16 protein-coding genes are annotated in these 19,385 nt (G+C 68.9%); 4 read left to right on the top strand and 12 right to left on the bottom strand.

Annotated elements, in window-relative coordinates:
* Positions 1-5 precede the first annotated feature (5 nt).
* A complete protein-coding gene (locus SYV04_RS17230) occupies positions 6-839 on the bottom strand; it encodes a hypothetical protein (RefSeq protein WP_321546889.1) in 834 nt (277 codons plus the stop codon).
* Complete coding sequence (locus SYV04_RS17225; protein ID WP_321546888.1) at positions 836-3,061, bottom strand: TonB-dependent receptor; 2,226 nt, start codon at positions 3,059-3,061, stop codon at positions 836-838. The genes SYV04_RS17230 and SYV04_RS17225 overlap by 4 nt, the downstream gene beginning before the upstream one ends.
* Before the next feature lie 64 nt (positions 3,062-3,125).
* On the opposite strand from SYV04_RS17225, the gene SYV04_RS17220 reads away from it, so the two are divergent.
* Positions 3,126-4,016: a hypothetical protein gene (locus tag SYV04_RS17220; RefSeq protein ID WP_321546887.1), complete on the top strand. Its 891-nt coding sequence runs from the start codon at positions 3,126-3,128 to the stop codon at positions 4,014-4,016.
* A gap of 8 nt (positions 4,017-4,024) precedes the next feature.
* Here the strand turns inward: SYV04_RS17220 and SYV04_RS17215 are convergent, their stop codons facing one another.
* The 3 genes from SYV04_RS17215 to SYV04_RS17205 form a co-directional block, all read right to left on the bottom strand.
* Positions 4,025-4,750: a 2OG-Fe(II) oxygenase gene (locus SYV04_RS17215; protein ID WP_321546886.1), complete on the bottom strand. Its 726-nt coding sequence runs from the start codon at positions 4,748-4,750 to the stop codon at positions 4,025-4,027.
* Complete coding sequence (gene ada / locus SYV04_RS17210) at positions 4,747-5,817, bottom strand: bifunctional DNA-binding transcriptional regulator/O6-methylguanine-DNA methyltransferase Ada (RefSeq protein ID WP_321546885.1); 1,071 nt, start codon at positions 5,815-5,817, stop codon at positions 4,747-4,749. Before ada ends, SYV04_RS17215 begins: the two co-directional genes overlap by 4 nt.
* A 91-nt stretch (positions 5,818-5,908) precedes the next feature.
* Positions 5,909-7,108 carry an ABC transporter substrate-binding protein gene (locus tag SYV04_RS17205; protein WP_321546884.1) on the bottom strand — a complete coding sequence of 400 codons (1,200 nt, stop codon included), beginning with the start codon at positions 7,106-7,108 and terminating at the stop codon, positions 5,909-5,911.
* A gap of 579 nt (positions 7,109-7,687) precedes the next feature.
* Here SYV04_RS17205 and SYV04_RS17200 point away from each other — a divergent pair.
* The gene (locus SYV04_RS17200; protein WP_321546883.1) at positions 7,688-8,188 is read left to right on the top strand and encodes a hypothetical protein; all 501 of its coding nucleotides are present in this window, start codon (positions 7,688-7,690) and stop codon (positions 8,186-8,188) included.
* Positions 8,189-8,192: 4 nt separating this feature from the next.
* On the opposite strand, the gene SYV04_RS17195 is transcribed toward SYV04_RS17200, so the two are convergent.
* From SYV04_RS17195 to SYV04_RS17170, 6 genes are all read right to left on the bottom strand, one after another.
* Positions 8,193-10,346 (bottom strand): ABC transporter ATP-binding protein, encoded by a 2,154-nt coding sequence (locus SYV04_RS17195; RefSeq protein WP_321546882.1) that lies wholly within the window; start codon positions 10,344-10,346, stop codon positions 8,193-8,195.
* Positions 10,343-13,120, bottom strand: coding sequence for an ATP-binding cassette domain-containing protein (locus SYV04_RS17190; RefSeq protein ID WP_321546881.1), 2,778 nt, complete (start codon positions 13,118-13,120; stop codon positions 10,343-10,345). Before SYV04_RS17190 ends, SYV04_RS17195 begins: the two co-directional genes overlap by 4 nt.
* 4 nt (positions 13,121-13,124) lie before the next feature.
* On the bottom strand, positions 13,125-14,270 hold the full coding sequence (locus SYV04_RS17185) for an HlyD family secretion protein (RefSeq protein WP_321546880.1): 1,146 nt from the start codon (positions 14,268-14,270) through the stop codon (positions 13,125-13,127).
* Between the two features lie 9 nt (positions 14,271-14,279).
* The gene (locus SYV04_RS17180; protein WP_321546879.1) at positions 14,280-16,235 is read right to left on the bottom strand and encodes a hypothetical protein; all 1,956 of its coding nucleotides are present in this window, start codon (positions 16,233-16,235) and stop codon (positions 14,280-14,282) included.
* Between the two features lie 45 nt (positions 16,236-16,280).
* Positions 16,281-17,036, bottom strand: coding sequence for a formylglycine-generating enzyme family protein (locus tag SYV04_RS17175; RefSeq protein WP_321546878.1), 756 nt, complete (start codon positions 17,034-17,036; stop codon positions 16,281-16,283).
* Between the two features lie 77 nt (positions 17,037-17,113).
* Complete coding sequence (locus SYV04_RS17170; RefSeq protein WP_321546877.1) at positions 17,114-17,248, bottom strand: hypothetical protein; 135 nt, start codon at positions 17,246-17,248, stop codon at positions 17,114-17,116.
* Positions 17,249-17,365: 117 nt separating this feature from the next.
* On the opposite strand from SYV04_RS17170, the gene SYV04_RS17165 reads away from it, so the two are divergent.
* Entirely contained in the window at positions 17,366-17,821 is a 456-nt protein-coding gene (locus SYV04_RS17165) for a VOC family protein (RefSeq protein WP_321546876.1), read from the top strand.
* Positions 17,822-17,823: 2 nt separating this feature from the next.
* On the opposite strand, the gene SYV04_RS17160 is transcribed toward SYV04_RS17165, so the two are convergent.
* A complete protein-coding gene (locus tag SYV04_RS17160; RefSeq protein WP_321546875.1) occupies positions 17,824-18,453 on the bottom strand; it encodes an NADPH-dependent FMN reductase in 630 nt (209 codons plus the stop codon).
* Positions 18,454-18,725: 272 nt separating this feature from the next.
* On the opposite strand from SYV04_RS17160, the gene SYV04_RS17155 reads away from it, so the two are divergent.
* Complete coding sequence (locus tag SYV04_RS17155; protein ID WP_321546874.1) at positions 18,726-19,367, top strand: GTP cyclohydrolase II; 642 nt, start codon at positions 18,726-18,728, stop codon at positions 19,365-19,367.
* Positions 19,368-19,385: the final 18 nt, after the last annotated feature.

The following is a 19,385-nucleotide window of genomic DNA, read 5'->3' as shown; positions in this document are numbered from 1 at the left end:
GCTGCTCAGGCGGTGCCGGGCTCCCAGGTGCTCGTGAAGGCGGTGTGCCGCCGCACGTTGATGAAGAGGGCGCGATGCACCTGGCTCTCGGGGGAGACCGTCACGGGGCCGCCGCTCGCCGGCGCCTCCAGACGATCGAAGTGAGCCCCCGAGAACCAGGCGTGCGGCTGGGGCTCGATGATGAACAGGCCGTCATCGTCGAGCTCCACTTCGCTGGGCACGAACTCCACCCGCTGCAGCTCCACCGGCGGTGGGAAGTCCAGCTCCACCCGAAATGCCACCACCTGCTCCTGGCGTGAGGCCGTCCCCTCCAGCACCACCGAGTGTCCTTCCAGAGGCGCCGCCTCCGCTCCCATCCCCGCGCTCGCGGGCTGGAGCAACAGCGAGAACGAGCGCACCATGCCGGCGATGCCTGGAGCCCGGCCGAGGACGTGCGTGGAGGCTCCTCCCTCCAACAGGTCGAACACCACTTCCCGGTCCCACTCTCCGAGCACCCTGCCTCCGGAGAAGAACGTGTCGTGCGCGTGCGCAGTGGGGAGCAGCAGATCGCCCAGCCCGCGCCACAGCCGCCGCGCCGGGGTACTCGCCAGGGGCGAGGCGCTCTCGAACAGGTAGATGGGCCCGAGCAGCATCCGCGCGGCCGTCAGCTCCACCCGCCAGCCCGTATCCGTGGTGAAGCGTCCTGGCTCCGTCTCTCCGGGCGCAAGCGCCGTGCGCAGCCCCATCTGGAACATCACCGAGCGTCCCGTCGTGCCCGAGAGCCCACACCGCAGCCCCGCGAGTCCCCCGAGCAGCCCTGCTCCCAGGATTTGGGTGAAGCCCCTGCGCGTCGTCTTCATGGGCGATCCTCCTCGAAGTCCAGGTACACGGTCAGCGTGCCGCGCACGGTGCGGGGCGCGCCGGCCGAGAAGTGGCGCGTGGCCAGCAAGGACGCTGGCGCATCCGGGCCACGGAAGTTGGAGACGTAGTTGAACTCGGCCTCGCGCCAGCTCGCGTCCAGCAGGTTCTCCACCGTCAGCCCCAGCTCCACCGCCCGCCATCGCCCGCGCACCGCCGCGTCGAACAGGAAGATGGGCTCGCTGAAGCGGTCCAGCGGCAGCGGCTTGGGGCCGATGCTGCTGTGCCCCAACGCCACGTTCCATCCCAGCCGCTCGCCCGCCAGCGTTACCTCTCCGCGCACGGAGGCATCCAGCCGGCCGAGGAGCTGAGGGATATAAGGGAGCACGGGCCCCTCGAAGAGCTTCCAGGGCGAGGCCCCCGCCGCCGGCAGTGAGGCGCGAGCCCAGGCGACACTCGCCTGTATGTCCAACCGCTCGTGCAGTACCACCCGGGCCTGGGCGAAGGCTCCCAGGCGTTGCGAGGCGCCCACCGGCTGGTTTCGCCCGGCCTCCTCGTCGAACACGAAGTCTCGCGAGACGCGGGTGGCGAAGAGCGAGCTCCGCGCTTCCACCGTGAGCGCCTCACTGCGGGCCGCGTAGCTCAGCCCCGTCTCCGTCGAGGTGACGCGCGCGAAGGGCGCGAACTCCGAGTCCGACAGGGCGGCGGCATCGCTGGAGCGTGCGCCCAGGCCCACGCTGGTGAGCCACGCGAGCCGCGGCGTCAGCCGTGCCTCCGCCGTTACCCGAGGGCTGAGCGTGAGGCCATACGCCTCGATGGACTCCGTGGGGAGGCGCGAGCCCTGCCGGTCCTCGGAGGGCCGGTTCTCGTCCTCCACCGCGAAGAGGAAGCTGTCCAGCCGCACGCCACCGCGCAGCGACAGCCAGGAGCGCGGCTGCGCCTTCGCGGACATATAGGCGCCCAGGTTCGTCACCCGCACCTGGTTGTCGAAGCGGGTGAGGTAGGGCGCGCCGCCCCGGTCCCGCAGCCGACGCGAGCGCGTGCGCACCTCGTCGAAGCGTCCGAGGTAGCCCAGCTCCAGGGGCTGAGGCTGTCCCCACCACGTCACCCCCGGCGTGTAGCGCCCGCGCAGGCCCACGGTGGTGCCTGTGTAGAATTGCTCCGTGTTGTCCCCGCGCTGGGACTCGCCTTCCGGAGGCACGTCCTCGAGGAAGCCCGTGAAGTTCTCCCGGCTGCGCGTCTGCCTCAGCACCACGAAGCCCTGCTGGATGAGGCGGCCCCCGTTCTTCAGGCGCGTCATCAGCTCCACCGAGCCGAGGTGCCGCTGTCCGGCGCCTCCCTGGTTCGGGTCGTAGAGACAGAAGAACTGTTCGTCCTCATCCGCTCCACAGCCCAGCCGCCCCGCCACCTGATCGGTCTCGCGGATGACGCCCGCCGAGGCGTAGCGCCCCCCGTAGCTGGCTCCGAACAGGCGGAGACGCGCCTCGGCGCCCAGTCGGATTTCCCCCTGGGCCATGATGCTCGCGTTCGCATAGGCCCGGTTGGGACCAAAGCCGTGCCCTTCGCGTAGCAGCAGCCCCACGAAGGTGGCCTCGCTCGCTTCCTGGGGACCCCATACCAGCGCCAGCCGCCGCGAGGCGAAGCTGCCGTAGCTGCCGGACACCATCAGCCCCCGCCGCTTCAGCGCGAGCTGGTACTCCACGGTCCCCGCTACGCCGAAGTCTCCCTGTGCCGGGTCGTAGGGGCCTTCCGTGACGCGCAGCGCGTCCACCAACTCCGGGATGATGAAATAGGTGTCCGCGTAGCCGTGGCCATGCGCGTGGGACACCTCGTTGAGGGGTACGCCGTTGAGGCGGAACTCCACGTCCTTGCCTTCGCCCGCGTCGAACCCACGAAGGAACACTGTCTCCGCGTGGCCCTCGCCTCCGTGGTTGGCCAACATCACCCCAGGGGCCAGCAGCAGAAGATCCGTGGCCGAGCCCCGGGGCACGTCCGCGAGCTGCCCCACTTCAATCTGGAAGTCCCCGGCCGCCACGGGAGGAGGACGCGCGGCCTGGGCGCGCACCAGCGTGGAGAAGGCCCGAGGCTCCGGGCTGGGCTGCTCCGGGGGAGTGGCCTCCGATGGTGGGGACGGCGGAGCGGTCTCCTCGGGTACCGGAGAGGCCACGGGAGCGTCGACAGGCGCGGCGCTCAGCGCCCCTAGCAACAGGATGGAAGTCCACACGACGGCGGCAGATACCTCATCCGTGGCTTGACTTGCAACTTGGTTACATTTAGTTCGCAGTTGCATGAGCCTAGGGAATGTTCTTCGTGGCGCGGTGCGTGGGTTCTTCGGTCTGGTGCTCCTGGTGTCGGGCGTGGCGTGCGCTCCGGTGGCCACGGGAGAGGCGCGGGTGATGATGAGCGGTGAGAAGGGTGCCCAGGATGGCTACCCCAGCCACCTCTTCCAGGATGACTGGTCGGTGCGCTTCACCAAGTACCTGGTGTCCATGGGCGACTTCACCCTCACCTCCAGCACCGGGGAGACGCAGGTCTCCTCTCGGCACGTTCTGGTGGATCTGCAGAAGGGGGACGTGGACCTGACCCGGCTGACGGAGCTGCCCGCGGGGCGGTGGAACGTGGGCTTCGCGGTAAGCCCTCCGGAGGACAGCACCGAGCTGCCCGACGGCAACGTCTCCTCCGAGGATCTCGCGCTCATGCGCTCGCGCGGCTACAGCTACTGGCTCGAGGGCGAGGCCGTGAAGGTGAATACGGGCGTCTACCGCTTCGCCTTCGGCTTCCCGGTGAACGCGCGCATGGTGGACTGCATCAACGGCGTGGATGGGACACAGGGAATCATCGTCCCGGAGAACTCCACCGCTGAAGCGGAGGTCACCATCCATGCCGAGCACATGTTCTATGACCGGCTGGGGACCCACCGAGGCGTGCAGCTCCGGTTCGAGGCCTTTGCCGCCGCAGCGGGTCCCGACAAGCTCATCACCTCCGAGGATCTCGTGACCCAGCAGATCCTCGACCTGAGGGGAATGGAGGGGGGCGAGCTGCTCGACGCGCAGGGCCAGCCCGTCGTTTATGAGCCGGGCGCCTACGCCGTGAAGACGCTGTGGGAGTTCGTCACCCAGAGCATCGTCGATCAGGCACACCTCAATGGCGGCGGCGTGTGCGCGGTGTCTCCGCGCTGACGCTCACCTCACGCCGCGTCGTGGAAGATGATGCCGACCGTGTGGCGATGCCCCGAGCGCACGCGGCTGACGCCGTGCCGGAGGTTGACCCGGTAGACCCCGCGCGTGCCCTGGACCGGGCGGTGGTGGACGGCGAAGACCACCGCGTCGCCTTGGCGCAGGGGCAGGACCATCGGCCGGGACTGCATCCTCGGCCGCTGCTCCGTCATCACGAACTCGCCGCCCGTGAAGTCGCGCGCGGGCTCGGACAAGAGGATGGCGACCTGGAGTGGGAAGACGTGCTCGCCGTAGAGGTCCTGGTGCAGGCAGTTGTAGTCGTCCGCCCCGTATTGCAGCAGTAGCGGCGTCGGCCGGAGCTGCCCGGCGGCGTGGCAGCGCTCCAGGAAGTCCTCGTGTACTTCCGGGTAGTGGACCTCGAGGCCCATGGCCGTGGTCCAGCGGTTGGCGATCGGCACCAGGCGGGGGTAGAGGCTGGTGCGCAGCGCGGAGACCTGCTCGGGCAGCGGATAGTCGAAGTACTTGTACTCGCCACGCCCGAAGCCGTGCCGCCCCATCACCACCCGACTGCGGAAGCCGCCCTCGACCGGGTACAGCGCGGCCAGCGCTGCGCACTCGGCGGGCGTGAGCAGCGTGTCGATGATTGCGCAGCCCTGGGCGTCGAGCTCCTGCGACACGCGTTCCCAGTCCACCGACTCCACCCGCGCATCCACGCTTCTCGTGCGGCGCGCCTTCATACACGCGTCTCCCGCTGGAGCAGCGCGTGCTTGCGCTCCACTCCCCAGCGATACCCCGACAGGTCGCCGTTGCTCCGCACGACGCGGTGGCAGGGGATGGCGACCGCCAACGCATTGGCTGCGCACGCCTGCGCCACGGCTCGGGCCGACTTGGAGCCGACCGCCTTGGCGATATCGGCGTAGCTCGCCGTCTTCCCCACGGGAATCGCCCGCAGCGCCTGCCAGACGCGCTGCTGGAACGCCGTGCCGCGCACGTCGAGCGGCAGATCGACTCCCACCCGAGGCAGCTCCACCAGGCCCACCACCTTCGCGACGAGCTGCTCGAACTCGGCATCGGCGCCGATCAGGTGCGCGCGAGGAAACCGGCGCTGGAGATCTTGCGCCAGCTCGTTCGGATCGTCGCCCAGGAGAATGGCGCACACCCCGCGCTCGGTGGCCGCGACCAGGATGGAGCCCAGGGAACACTCACCGATGGCGAAGCGGATTTCCATGTTGGCGCCTCCGGCGCGGTACTTCGTGGGCGTCATGCCCAGCATGGGGTTCGACTCTTCATAGAAGCGGCCATTGGAGTTGTATCCGGCTCCGTAGATCGCCTCGGTCACGGTTCCTTTCTTGCCGAGCTGCTCCCGGACACGCTTGGCCCGATGTGCCGCCGCATACGCCTTGGGGGTCAGCCCGGTGACGGCCTTGAAGACGCGATGCAGGTGGTAGACGCTCAGCCCCGCGTGCTTCGCCAGCGCTTCGAGACTGGGCACCGTGTCGGCGCTCTCGATGAGGCGGCACAGCTCCGCGATCTGGGCCGCCTGCCGCTCGGCCAACGGGGGCTGGTCCGGCTTGCAGCGCTTGCAGGGACGAAACCCAGCCCGCTCCGCGTCGGCCGGGGTGACGTGGAAGCCGACGTTCTCGGGTCTCGCGGGGCGAGCGGCGCAGGACGGGCGGCAGTACACCCCCGTCGTCTTGACCGAGTAGAAGAACTTGCCGTCCGAGCTGGCGTCGCGCGCGAGCACCGCCTTCCAGCGGGGATCTCGGACGACGGTCGCGGCGAGCGTTCGGGCCCTGGGTGTCATCGTGCCTGCCTCCTTCCAGCGGTTCCTGCGGGGCACGAGTGGAAGCTAACGCTCGGGCAGGGGAGGAGCACTCCGGGTCTTGCTTTCGAATTCAGGGCGTCACGGCGGCGACGAACTCTCGCTTGCCACCGTGGATTCGCAGGATGACGGCGGGCTTCACCGGGTTGCGCTCCGCATCCAGGGTGAGGGTGCCCGAGATGACGGGTACGTCCTTCGTCTTCGCCAGCGCGTCCCGGATGGCGGGGCCCGTGAGGCTCTCGGCGCGCTCCATCGCAGCCAGCGCTACGCGCGTCGCCTCGTAGCCCAGCACCACGGAGACGTCGGGCAGGTGGCCCGAGCGCTCCTGGTACGCGGTGGCGAAGCGCTTCTGCTCTGGCGAGGGGTTGTCCTGCGCGTAATGGGACGAGTAGTAGCTGCCCTCCAGTGCGTCTCCGCCCAGCTCCAGCAGTCGGTCGGAGTCCCAGCCGTCTCCGCCCAGCATCGGCAGCTTCAGCCCCAGCTCCTGGGCCTGCCGGGCGATCAGGCCCACCTCGGCATAGAAGCCCGGGATGTAGAGCGCCTGGGGCTTCATCTTCTTCACCGCCAGCAGCGGAGAGCGCAGGTCGGTATCCCCCTTGGAATAGCTCTCCACGGAGACGATCGTCCCGCCCAGCTTGGTGAAGGCCTCGGCGAAGGCCTGGCTCAGGCCCAGCGAGTACGAGTCGCGGCTGTCCTGGAGGATGGAGACCCGCTCCAGCTTCAGGTTGTCCCGGGCGAAGCGCGCCATCACCAAGCCCTGGAAGGCATCGATGAAGCAGGTGCGGAAGATGTAGTCGCCCTTGCGAGTGACGTCCGGGTGGGTGGCCGAGGGGGTCACCATGGGGACCTTGGCTGCCTGGGCCACGTCGGCGATGCCCAGCGAGCCGGACGAAGAGATGTCGCCCAGGATGAGCAGCACACGATCCTTGCTGATGAGGCGCTGGGCCGCGCTCACGGAGTCCTCCAGGCGCCCCTGGCTGTCATAGGAGCGCACCTCCACCTTGCGGCCCTTCACTCCTCCGGCGGCGTTGACCTGATCCACGGCGAACTGGATGCCGTCGAGCACCGGAACGCCGAAGGGGGCCTGCGGGCCGGTGAGGCTCCCTACCGAGCCGATGACGATCGGGCCTTCCTCGACGGGGGCCTGGGCCTGTGTGGGAGCGGCCGGGGCCGGGGCGGGAGGCGGCGCCTTTCGCTCACAGGCGAGAGAGCCCAGGGTGACGAGGGCGAGGAGCGCAGCAAGGCGGGGCAGGGCGACATTCCGGGGGGACACGCCCGGTACGGTAGCGCACCGTATCGACGATGCGCACGAAGGCCGTCACTATGGCGGGGACTTCATGCAACCCTGCACGCGGCCCTCCCGATAATCCTGCGAGACTGGTTGCTCCTCATTCTGCGAGACGATCGTGCCCACCGTCAGACAGCACCGAGGCTCGAGCTTGCTCTCTGGGCTGCTGCTCATGGCTGGGGCTCTGGGCATGGCCGGCTGCTACATGAACGGGATGGGATGCCAGCCGGGCGACGACACGGAAACCTGTTGCCTCAAGGAGCATCCGGGGGCTTGGGAACGATGCACGGGAAGCGCAGGACCCAAGCCCCAACCCAAGACCGGCAACCAACCCAAGCCCAAAGGGAAACCAGAGCCGGTTTCCCCGCCGATTCCCTCGCCAGAGGAAAAGCAACGCTGGCGTGATACCTGTAGGGAGCACTACGTGGCATGCAAAGAGTACTTTGCAGGGGAGAAACAGCGCCGTGTGTGGGGCGAGAGCCAGTGCCAGTCGTGCATGGATCTCTGCATGCGTGAAGGTCAGTGGCCAGCAGAAGCAAACGACCATCCCTGCCCAGGAGGTTGATGGTGCGATCCACGCGCAAGGATTGGTGGCAGAGCGTTGCAGCTCGTCGCGATGACCTCCTCGTCAAGCTCTACAAGGCAAAGGTGCCTTATGCAGAGCTGAAACGGGCCGTGCTGGCGCAAGAGAAGGAGCTGATTAGGGAAGCGAGAACAGGCCGCGAACGTCTGCACCTCCAGCAGATCACCGCGAAGCTGATCATCACTGAGGCATACGGCGAGGGTGCAGGGTGGGACGAATTCGGCGCGCTCTTGAGGCGCTGCGAGCGGCTCGGATATGCCGATATGACTCATCGGATCCATGTGGCCTGTCTCTACGTCCAATCTTTGCCCCGCTTCCCAGAGAAGGCCCGGCGAGCGTTCGCGATGCTGAGTGACGTGGAGAGGCGGCTCAAGCGCCTCCCGAAGAATCATTACCTGCGACGCGACGGGATGCGCGGCATTGCTCACGCTCGGGCGGTCGCAGCAGCGTCTGGCGTCAACTCTCCCTCGTACTCTGGCTGAGGTGTCAGGGGTGGGCGATGAGCATGAGCGTCCGGGCGCGGGCCTGGACGCATGCCATGGCCTGCTCCAGGGTGTCCGGGTCCAGCGCAGCGAAGCTCTCGTCGAGGATGACCACGTCCGCGTCCTGCAAGAGCGCGCGGGCGAGGAACACCCGGCTCTTCTCCCCGTGTGAGAGCTGCCAGCCCGCGTCTCCCACCATCTCCAGGAGCCCGCTCGGCATCCTGTCCAGGAGTTCTCCCAGGCCCAGCTCGCGGCATACCTGCTCCGCCTCGGCGAAGTCCGGCGCATCCGCCGGCCACCTGCGTCCCATGAGCAGGTTGAACGCCAGGCTCGCCGAGAAGATGTGGTTCTCGTGGAACTGCGGCACCAGCACGATGCGCTCGCGGAACTCCTTGTCTCCCAGGGTGGTGCGGTCCACACCTCGCAGCAACAGCAGGCCCGACTCCGGCTGTCGCAGGCCCGCGAGCAGCGAGGCCAGGGTGGTCTTTCCGCTTCCAGAGGTCCCCTCCAGGAGGATCCGATCCCCGGTGTGGATGCGGAAGGAGCAGCCAGCGAGGGTGGGGGAGGGCGCGGCGGGATGGTGGAACAGCAGCTCGTTGGCCTGGACCACCACCTCTCCCTTCGCGGAGGGCCGATCCAGCACGATGCCGCCGCGCTCGCGCCGGGTGGGCGCTCTCCGGGAGGCGCGGAACAGCGGCGCGATGGTCTTCCAGGCGACGGCGGCTCCGCCCAGGCTCAGTCCGCCCACGCTCAACTGCTGGAGCGTGAGCCAGCCCAGCAGCGTCCCGCCCACGCTGGTGGCGATGCGGGAGGCCGAGGCGCCGCTCATGATCGCGGGCCCCAGGACCACCAGCGACAGCACGAGCCAGGCTCGCGGGGCATACACGAGCAGCAACCGGGCCCGGTCCATCGGCTTGGAGCGCTGGACGTAGTCCTGCAGCCGCTCGTCCTCGCCCTGGTGCCAGCGCTCGCGCGGCTGCTGGGCGAGGCGGGTCCGCTGGCCCACCATCTTCTCGATGAGATCGTCCGTGAGCCCCATCCGCGCGTTCGTCCAGCTCCGCCGGGCCTTCAAGTGGACCCACGCGAGCAACCCCGCGAGGACGACGAAGGCCGCGAACACGAAGACCTGTGACTTGGGCGCCGCGCCCGAGGACAGCACGAGCGGCACGAGCACCAGGTTGGCGGCAATGGCGAACAACTGGAAGCCCGTCTCCAGCGCCAGCAATTCCACCGCCTCGCTCTCGAACACCGAGGCCAGCAGCGAGCCACTGCCGTGCTTGCGGATCTCATCCGGGCTCATCCGGAAGGAGCCTCGGAGCAGGTGCTGCTTGAACTGCTTGCCCATCAGCAGCCCCAACACTCCCTGGAGGTACTCGCCCTGGCTCAGCAGGGGCACCTGCTGGAGCACGAGCAGCGCCCACGCGACGTGCCAGCCATCGCCCCCGTGTCCAGCGAGCGCGCTCTTTCCGAGCACTGCCCAGGCCAGGATCGTGGCGAGCGCCAGGCCCGCATGCACCACGGCCAGCGTCGCCACCTTCGAGAGCACCCGATCCCGCCGTAGCAGCGTGCGCAGCCGCGTCGCGCCCGGCAGCGGACGGAGCAGCCAGCAGTTGCTCAGGGTGAGGTCGGGCCGGAACTCCGCGCGCAGCCGCATGGCCTGCTGCTCCGAGGCGCGCAGGCGGTTCGCGAGGGGGCCCAGGCGTTGGGCGATCGTCTCGTCGAGCTGCTTCTCGAAGGCCGCGAAGCGCGCCTCGCGGAGCGCCTGCACGGGCAGGGTCAGCTCCTTCGAGTCAGGAGTCAGGACGGTGAGCTGCTTGCGGCTGGCCCGGAGAATGACCAGGAAGCGGTAGTGGTCCGTGGTGGGGGCCTTCAGCCGGACGATGGCGGGGGCGCACCGGGCGGCGAGCTGGTCCACCTCGGCATAGCGGCTGCTGGTCGGCTGAAGCTGCACTTGGAGCGTGTCCGCGGCGTGGCGGAACCAGTGCTGGAGCCGGTGGACATCGCCCGCCTCCAGCTCCCGCTCCATGACCAGCGGCTCCTGGGGGCCGGACACCAGCCCCGAGCGCCGCGCGAGCAGCTGGAGCGCCTCTCCCATCCGCCGCAAGGGCCAGGCCGCGACGAAGGCGGCGGGCAGCTCGGTCTCTACCGCTGAGATCATTCGACGACCCTCCCAGACTCCACGCGCCACCGCCGCCAGCCCTCGCCCTCGCGCAGGCGCCGGAGCGCCTGTTCATCGCCAAGGAGGAGCGCGCGGTAGCGCGAATCGGACTTCGCCAGGAGCTCCTCGGGTGTCCCGCGCTCGAGGAGACGACCCTCCTCGACAACCAGCACCTCGTCGAAACCCCGCGTCTCACTCACGTCATGGGTAACGCAGAGCAACGTCGCGCCCTTCCAGTGGATCCGCGCGCGCTCCAGCAGTCGCCGGCGTGCTCCCCGGTCGAGTCCTCGGAAGGGCTCATCGAGCAGCGCCAGGCGGACTCCCTTGCGCAGCAGCGCCCGGGCGAAGCGCACTCGCTGCCCCTCACCGCCGGACAGTCGGATGCCGCCCTCGCCCGCGGAGGTCTGCAACCCCTCTGGCAGTCGCTCCAGCACCGAGTCCAGCTCGGACGCCGCGAGCGCGTGGCTGAGGTCTCCACTGCGTACCCGCTCCTGGCCGTACGTGAGGTTGCTCGCGATCGTCTGGTTCCAGAGCCGCACCGTGGGGTCCACCCACGCCGTCTGGCGGCGCAGGGTCTCGATGTCCAGGCGCTCGAAGTCCTCGCCATCGACCTGGAGCGTCCCGCCTGACGGCCGATACCACCCGAGCAGCAACCCCAGCAGGGTGGACTTGCCCGCGCCGGAGCGGCCCACGATGGCGACATGGCTGCCGGGCCGGATGTCCAGGTCGAGGCCGTGGAGGATCCCGTGCCCGGACACGTCCACCGAGACGCCGCGCATCGAGATGTGGGCTCCCTCGGCCGCGGAGGTGTTCGAGGGCAGGGCGCGGAGCACCGCGGGCCGGGGCTCGACCTCGGGCGCGCCGAGCGGCTCGAAGCACCGCAGCGCGATGTTCCGGCTCGCCGGGTACTGCTGGAGCGCCGTCGCCAACTGCTGGGCATACTCCGGCAGGCTCATGATCCACCAGGCGATGAGCAGGACACCTCCCGTGAGGCCCCGGTTGTCGAGGTGCAGGGTGAGCAGCGTGATGCTCAGCCCCGCGCCCACCACGGCCTGCGCCGTGCGCATCGTCACCATCGAGCGCAGGAGCTGGAGGCTGCTGCGCATCCAGCCCGTGAGCAGCACCTCATGCTCCCGCCCGAGCGCATCCTCGGCGCCGTGGGAGCGAAGGGGAACGGCGCCCTGCAGCGAGTCGAGGTAGGTGCGCGACAGCCCGCCCAGCTGGGTGCGGGCACGGAGATCCTGCTCGGTCATCCGCCGACGGAACGCGAGCGGCAGCCCCACGCAGAGGACTCCGAGGAGCAGGGCCCAGCCCCACAGCCGGGGATCCACCAGCCCGATGGCCACCACGGTCGCGAGCATGCCCACCAGCGCTCGCGTCCCGGTGAAGAGGAGCGAAGGCATGGTCCGCACCATGTGCATCATGTGGCTGCGCTCGGCCATGTCCGAGCTGAGCCGGCTCTGGAGATAGAGATCGTGCAGGCGGGGAATCTTCTGGAGGAAGGCCATGCGCAGCCGCGTCTCCAGCACGCGGCCGAGCCGAAGCACGCCTCCGTGGACCAGCAGCTCCAGCACGGCGAGCACGGCCACGAAACCCGCGAGCAGCACCGAGGCCCCCAGGCGCTGGAAGCCGAGGCCGAGATCGGCCGCCAGATCGAGCACCCGGCGCAGCAGGACGGACTGGCACAGCAGCCCCACCGGTGCCACGAGCGCACCCAGCGAGAGCATGGCGAGCTTCATCCGGCGCTCGTCCGACAGGAAGCGCGCCAGCTCTCGCTCCGGGTGCTCCTCGTCCTCTTCCCGGGCCAGCTGCAGCTCCCGCGACAGGGACTGCTCCTGGGGGGCGACTCCCGTCCGCGCCCGGGCCGAGACCACCAGGACCCCCGTGAGCGTGACGGAGTCGGCATCCGGGGCCTTCGCATCCACCGACCAGCAGTGGCGCGGCAGCAGCTCGAAGCGCTGCTCGAAGGACGCGTGGACCGCCTCCACGAGGGTGCGGAGAGTCTCCTCGGCGGAGTCCACCTTGATGCCGGCTTCCCGCAGCGACGCGCAGAAGCGCGTGGCGGCATCGAGCGCTCCCATGGCGGACCAATCACCCTGGCTTCGGGCCTGATCGATCAGCGCCTGCGCCTGACCCGGTGAGACGCCGAGCGCGCGCAGCCGGGCCTCCAAGGGCCGCAGGAAAGTGGGACTGCCGGCCCAGGCGCGCCACGCGCTCGCGGGGATGGTCGTCGTGTACCGCAGCAGCGTGGGCGCGATCGTCTCCCACCGCACCCAGCGCCGCCCGGCCGCGGGATCCATCACCTGGACGTAGGGGCCGACCCGGTTCCACAGCAGCACGAAGTGGTTGCCCAGGCGCGGGCGGGCCACCACCGCGATCGCGGGGAGGGCACGCGCCTCGGGGATGAGTGCGTGGTCCACGGGCACCACCGTCTGCACGGCCTCCAGCCCGAACGCGCGCGCCAGCTCCTCCAGCGTGTCGATGGAGGTGCCATCCACCGACGTCTTGCACGCCTCCCGGAGGCGCCCGTAATGCACCGGCAGGTGGAAGCCCCCGAGCAGCGCCTTGAGCACCGCCGGTCCGCAGTCCATCGCGGAGGACTGGATGACCTCCGGCGCGAGGAACCGCTTCGCCTGGGGCTTGCGGGAGGGCTCACGCGCGGGCGCGGGGAGGCGATCCGCCCGCTTCCCCTGGCGGCGCGCCGCGCGCTCCTCGGTCGCTCGCGAGGCGAGAGCCGTCGTGTTCGCCCGAAGGCGAGCGGTGTCCGTACTCATGAAATCAACCCACGGAGCCGGCGAGCCGGCGGAAGACGAGAGAGAGGGGCGAGAGGCGATCGACCTGCACTTCGAGGCTGCCGGTCAGGCCGTGCTTGAGCGCCACCGTGCGGACCGACTCGGAGAGGGAGCCCAGCTCGACGCGGATCTTCCCCTCGCTGTCCTCCTCCGCGACCCGCACCACCCGAGCCTCGATGGCGCCGTACTGGGTCCACGGGAAACCATCCAGCCGCAGCCGGGCCTGCTGTCCCTCGCGCACCCGGCCCAGGGCCTCGGGGGCGGGCAGGTAGGCGACGATCTGCAGGTCTCCTCCCTCGGGGACCACCGTCGCCAGCCGCTGCCCGGCGGTCAGGTTCATGCCCTGCTGAATCGCCATGACGCTCCCGATGGTGCCGTCCGCGGGGGCGACGATGACGCGCTTGTCGAGCTCGGCCTGGAGGCGCGGAATCGCGGCGTCCAGCGCGTTGCGCTCCCCCAGGAGGTTGCTGCTCTGCCGCTCGAGCTCGGCGATCCGCGCGATGCGGTCTCCCTCGCTCACTCGCATCTCGGCGGAGCTGCGCTCCGAGGAGAACCCCGCCGCCCGGCTCGAGGCCCGCTGGCGACCCGCCGCGTGGACCTTCGCCTCGTACTCGGCCGCCGAGATGAAGCGCTTCTCCAGCAGCGGCTGGAGTCGCTCGGCCTCCTTGGCGGCCTCCTGCGCGGCGATCGCGGCCTCCTGCCTGCGCGCGGAGGACTCACCCCGGGACGCGTCGGCGAGCTGACGGACGCCCTCCAGGGCCTTGTTCTCGGCCTCGAGCTGCGTGCCCAGCGCCGCCAGCTCCTGCTCCAGGGCCTCCCGCCGGGCCTTCTGCTCATTCAGCAGGTACTCCTGCTCCCGCGCCTCCAGCCGGACGAGCACGTCGCCCTTGCGGACGCGCTGGCCGAGCTGGAGGGAGGAGGAGACGACCCTCCCGGGGACCGTGGGCTCCACGGGGAAGGCGGCCCCCGCGACCTCGATGCGCGACGAGCTGCTGGTGACATAGAGGGACACCCGGCCCAGCACCAGCCAGGCGCTCCAGATGGCCAGCACCACCAACACGGTGCCAATGGCCACCGTGTGGCGGCCACGGTCCTCGAGGGCACTGAGCGAGTCGCGGAAGTCGTAGGACATGGGCGGTTCCTAGCGGGCGGCTACCTGGGCTACGTCGGGCACTCGCACCCCCGAGTCGTCGTGGATCGGCGTGGACGGCGGGATCTCCACCACGCCCATCTGGTGCAGGTAGTCGTCGTGGACCCAGTAGCGCCGGACGACGCCGGAGCGCCCGAAGGCGAGGAACTCATACGGGTGCGCGCCATCCGCGCGATCCCGGGGGAGCCAGAGCACGCCCTTGGGGAAGTCGAGATCGAAGCCCGTGGAGGACAGCTCGCGGAACGTCTTGAAGTCGAAGACGTAGATGCGGCGCAGGTACGTGCAGAGCGCGAGGTAGCGGCGCTCGTCGTCCCAGGCGAAGTCCTCGATGGTGTTGCCGATGCGGGGGATGGCCTGCTCCATCGCGCCGGTGGCCACGTTGAGCTGGTACAGCTCCGCGCCGCGCCCCACGAGCAGCCGGTCCGCGTCGCGCCAGGCCATCCGCTTCGGAGCCCACGAGTCCTGGACGTTGAGCGCCACCGAGAGGTCCTCCGCCCGGAGGATCGTCAGCTGGCCCTGCCGCTCGCAGACGGCCAGCAGCCGGCGCTCGGGGTTGTAGGCGAGCGACCAGAGGGGCTCCTCGCCGGTGAAGTACTCGGCTGCGATCCGGCCCGTCTCCAGGTCGATGCGGTAGGCGCGCCCGTCCTCGGTGATGGCGAACAGATCGTTCCCCTCGGGCGCGGCGGCGATGTCCCGGAGCGGCGACGGCAGCCGGACCAGGGGCCGCGTCACGCCCTCGCGGATGACGAGGATGTTCCCATCGGAGCGCGCCTGCACCAGGGACCGGGTCGGCTCGTGGCGCACCATGCGCTTGGCGTAGGAGCCTCGGGAGGCGGGGAGCGTCTCCCACTTGGCGGACAGGCGCGTCTCCATCGTGGCGGGGTTGGCCTCCTCCACGCGCACCCGGAGCTGCTCGGGCCCCTCGCCCGCGATGACGAGCTCGCGCGAGCTCACGCGCGCCCCCGTCCACAGGGCGTTGGGCGTGTGCTTGATGACGCCGATGGGCCGCTTGCGGCTCAGATCCGCCCGGTACAGCGCGCCGTTGCGGCACTGCACCACCACCTGATCCGGATCCCGCTCGAAGTTGTGGATCCACCGCAGCTTGAAGGGCGTCTCGAGGACGACACGCTTGCGCTCGCAGGTGACGGGGTCGATCTCCACCACGGTGCGGTCGAAGCTGGAGACCAGCGCGCGGCCCGACACCTTGTTGAGGGACACCTGCTCCAGGTGGTCGCGGACCACCGGAGGGCCCACGAGCGGCTGCTTCTTCCCGCTGGCATCGAAGCGGATGACTCGGCGCGTGTCGCTGGCGAGCAGGTAGTCGGTGCCCTCCACGTGCGCGGCGCAGTGGATGGTCCGCTTGTCGTACCGCCAGCGCACGAGCGGCTCCTGCGGCTTGCGGGGATCGACGACAGCCACGTGCCCGCCGAACGTCGAGCAGAAGATGAGGTCGGAGCCGACCAGGTAGCGGACGTAGTCCACGTCGTAGGCCATGCCATCCGCTTCCTGGAAGAGCCCCACCGCCCACAGCGACTCGGAGCGCGCTTCATCGAAGGCGATCTCCGTCAGCGCGCCGTTGGGGTTGTGCGTGAGGAGCTTGCGCTCCGTGGGGTGGAACGCGAGCGGGCAGGAGAGGGGAAGCTGGGTGGAGTAGTTGTACTCGTCCGACTGGATATCGCGCAGGTTGACGGTCTGGAGCTTGCGGAGGCGGCGCGGATCCTCGCGATCCCACAGCACCACCTTGTAGTCGACGCCGAGCGTGGCCAGGTACGGCAGCGTCGGGTGTACCGCCACCGCCTCGATGCCGGCGGTGTGAGACTGCACCTCCGAGTCAATGGTGAAGTCATCCACATGCACGGAGAAGAGCTGCCCTCCGATCGTCGCCGCGAACACATACTGCTCGGTGGGGTCCACAGCGAAGGCCGAAATCTTGCGCAGGTAATTCATCCGCATTCTCCAGAGGTGAAATCGTTTGAGAGTCTTTGAGAGGGATTAGAAGGCCAGCCGGAAGCCGATCAGCTCGAAGCGGGGGTGGGGCCCATGCCGGCGCGCGCAGCGGGTGAGATCGCCTCCGCACTCGGCGGACCCGCCACGGAGCACCGCGTACTGTTGCCCCAGGGCCTCGGTCAGGTTGTCTTGGATGAAATCTCCCCCGGGGTAGGGGGCATAGGGCGAGGCGGTCCACTCCTCGACGTTGCCGGCCATGTCGCAGACGCCGAAGGGCGAGGGGTAGTCCGCATAGCGGAACACGCTGGTGGTGGTGCCGAGCCCCGACTCGTGGGTGTTGCACCGTTGGGAGTCGAACTCGTTTCCGAAGGGGTACTCGAGGTGCTTCGGCCCTCGCGCCGCGTACTCCCACTCGGCCTCGGTGGGCAGGCGCAGGGCCATGCCCGTCAGATCGCGGGCCCAGCTCAGGAACGCCTCGATGTCGGCGCCGGAGAGGCCCCAGACGGGGTGGTCATCCGGAAGGCGCTCTCGCAGCGAGCGGGACGGTGCATGCCCCGTGTGCTCCACGAAGGCGCGGTACTGGCCGTTGGTGACCGGGAAGCGGGCGAGGTGGAAGGCCTCGACGGCCACGCGGTGGGCCGGGCTCTCCTTCTCGAGCCAGCGCCGGAAGACGGGCTTGTAGTCAGGGTCGATGAGGTGGTCCTGCCAGCGTTCCACGGCCCGGTCGACTTCCACCGCGGTCGAGCCCATCTGGAACTCACCGGCGGGAATGGGCATGAGCTGAAAGTGCAACGACGACATGAAGACCCACCTCCGTGCAGAGAAAAACAGCAGCGGAGCGGGGCAGGTGCCCCGCTCCGCCGCTGGGGTGTGGACACTCAGGCCGGCTCGGCCACGAGCACGGCGCCGCCGCGACCCGCCTTGATGCCGCTCTTCACCTCGACGTTGAAGGAATCGGGGGCGCGCAGCTCCTGGCTGTTGGTGGTCTGGGCGGTGGTGTTCGTCTTGTTCATGGCTACTGTCTCCTGGTGCTGCTTGGTTCTCCAGGTCCACACCATGTGGCGCCTGGTCATCGACGTTCAGTACGTCGAAGCTCGTCATGCAACGCGTTGACTTTCGCGAGGACACTCATGAAGCTGTCCGAGGCTGTCGTTCTCGCTGTCAGGGTTGCGAAAATGTCTGATAATTCATCTTCAAAACCGTCTATCTATTTGACTCATCTCACGCTGATTGTGACGGACCTTTCTAAGTCCATTGCGTTTTATGAGTCCTGGTGCGACATGCAGCTCGTGCTCGACCGGCGCCCCGGGAACGACACGGTGTGGCTGGCGCCGCGAGCATCGCGCTCCGAGCCGCCCGTGTTCGTCCTGGTGTTGACCGTCGACAAGGTTGTAAATCCTTTCAACCATCTCGGATTCCAGGTGGAATCCCTCTCACAATTAAAGGAAATCGCGAGCCGCGCGGGCGCCATCACTGTCTCGGCGCTGCGTGAGGCACCGGCTCCCGTGGGCCATTTCCTGCAGGTCCGGGATCCGGATGGGCACGTGGTGGAGTTCACCTACGGCCAACCCTTGAAGGGGATCTGAACTCACATGCCGTAGCGGAAGCGCTGCTCCTGCATCACCGGGCTGGTGCGGACGTGCCGCAGCGCCCGGGAGTACTCGACGAGCATGTTCATCGCGTACACGAGCCGGCCGCGCAGATAGGCGTCCTCGTCATTGGCGGGTGCTTCGTCATCATTGAGCACCTGCGTGACTTGCCGGACGATGATGTGCTCGGGGATGAAGCACAGGTGCGAATTCTTTCCACTCGCCATGCGCAGCTCGGCGATGGGGTAGGTGCCGCCGCGTGAGGCGGACACCGAGACGATGAGCACGGGGCGGTGGCGCACCACGCCGTTGCTGCACAGCAACAAGAAGTTCTTGAGGGCCGGAGTGGCCATGCCGCCCCACTCGGGCGTCACGAGGACGAGCCCATCCGAGCGCGCCAATTCCTGGGAGACGGGCTCCCACGTGCGGCTCCACTGCTCGGTACCGCTCCAGACGCCCTCGTCCCAGAAGGGCAGCGGGGTCTCCGCCAGATCATGGAGGAAGGCCTCGCGGCCCATGCCGCCACGCAGGAACAGGCGCCGGAAGAAGTGCCCCACCTTCGCCGACTGCGACTGGGGACGGTGGCTTCCTACGATGATGGAGACCTTCAGCGTCTCTTGGGGGGTCATGAGGTACTTGGCTCCGGGCATCACCGCGTTCCATGAAATGGAGGGGGGCCAAAAAACATGTGACGAAGCCCGCGGAGCGTGACGGTTTCGCGGAGGAGCCTGCCCGGTCATCGGGCGGCGGGGCGGACCCTGGGGAACCTGACTGCTGAGCGGAGCGACGGGCGCTGGTGCTCCCGCGTCACACGCCGAGGAGGTCGACTCCTTCCGGCCGGATCGACGCCATCCCCGCGCGGATCAACTTTCGTTCGCGCCAACCCACGGGTCGCACACTCATGCTCAATCAGCCTCGGTACATCTCGGAAGCTCTGGACTCCAAGCCTGTCGTCACCGTACGGCGGGATGTTCCCATTCCCATCCTCGATGGGTACTCCCGAGGCGTCTTCTATACCTTCCACAACCTGCCCGACGGCAAGGAGCACTTCGTGGTGCAGCTGGGGCCGGAGGTGCCCGGGCGGGTGCCGCTGGTCCGGCTCCACTCCGAGTGCATGACGGGGGACGTCTTTGGCTCCCAGCGGTGCGACTGCGGCGCGCAGCTGCGCGAGGCGCTCTTCCGGATCAACTCCGAGGGTGGCTACCTCGTCTATCTGCGCCAGGAGGGCCGGGGCATCGGGCTCTACGCGAAGATGGACGCGTACCACCTCCAGACGCAGGGCATGGACACCTTCGAGGCCAACCGGCACCTCAACTTCGAGGACGATCTGCGGAGCTACTCATGCGCCGCCGACATGTTGGCCGCGCTCGACGTGCGGCGGATCCGGCTCCTGTCCAACAACCCGGACAAGGCGGAGCAGTTGACCGCGCATGGCATCTCCATCGTGGAGCAGGTGTCCACCGGCATCTACCTGACGGCGCACAACGAGCGATATCTCGAGGCGAAAGTCACACGCGCCAATCACAATCTCAAACTTCGCTGATGTTCGAGGAAAGGAAAT

Origin of the sequence: Hyalangium ruber, assembly GCF_034259325.1 — a bacterium.
GTDB lineage: Bacteria > Myxococcota > Myxococcia > Myxococcales > Myxococcaceae > Hyalangium_A > Hyalangium_A rubrum.
The sequence above is the reverse complement of the archived record's forward strand: the minus strand, read 5'-3'. Positions and strand labels throughout refer to the sequence as shown.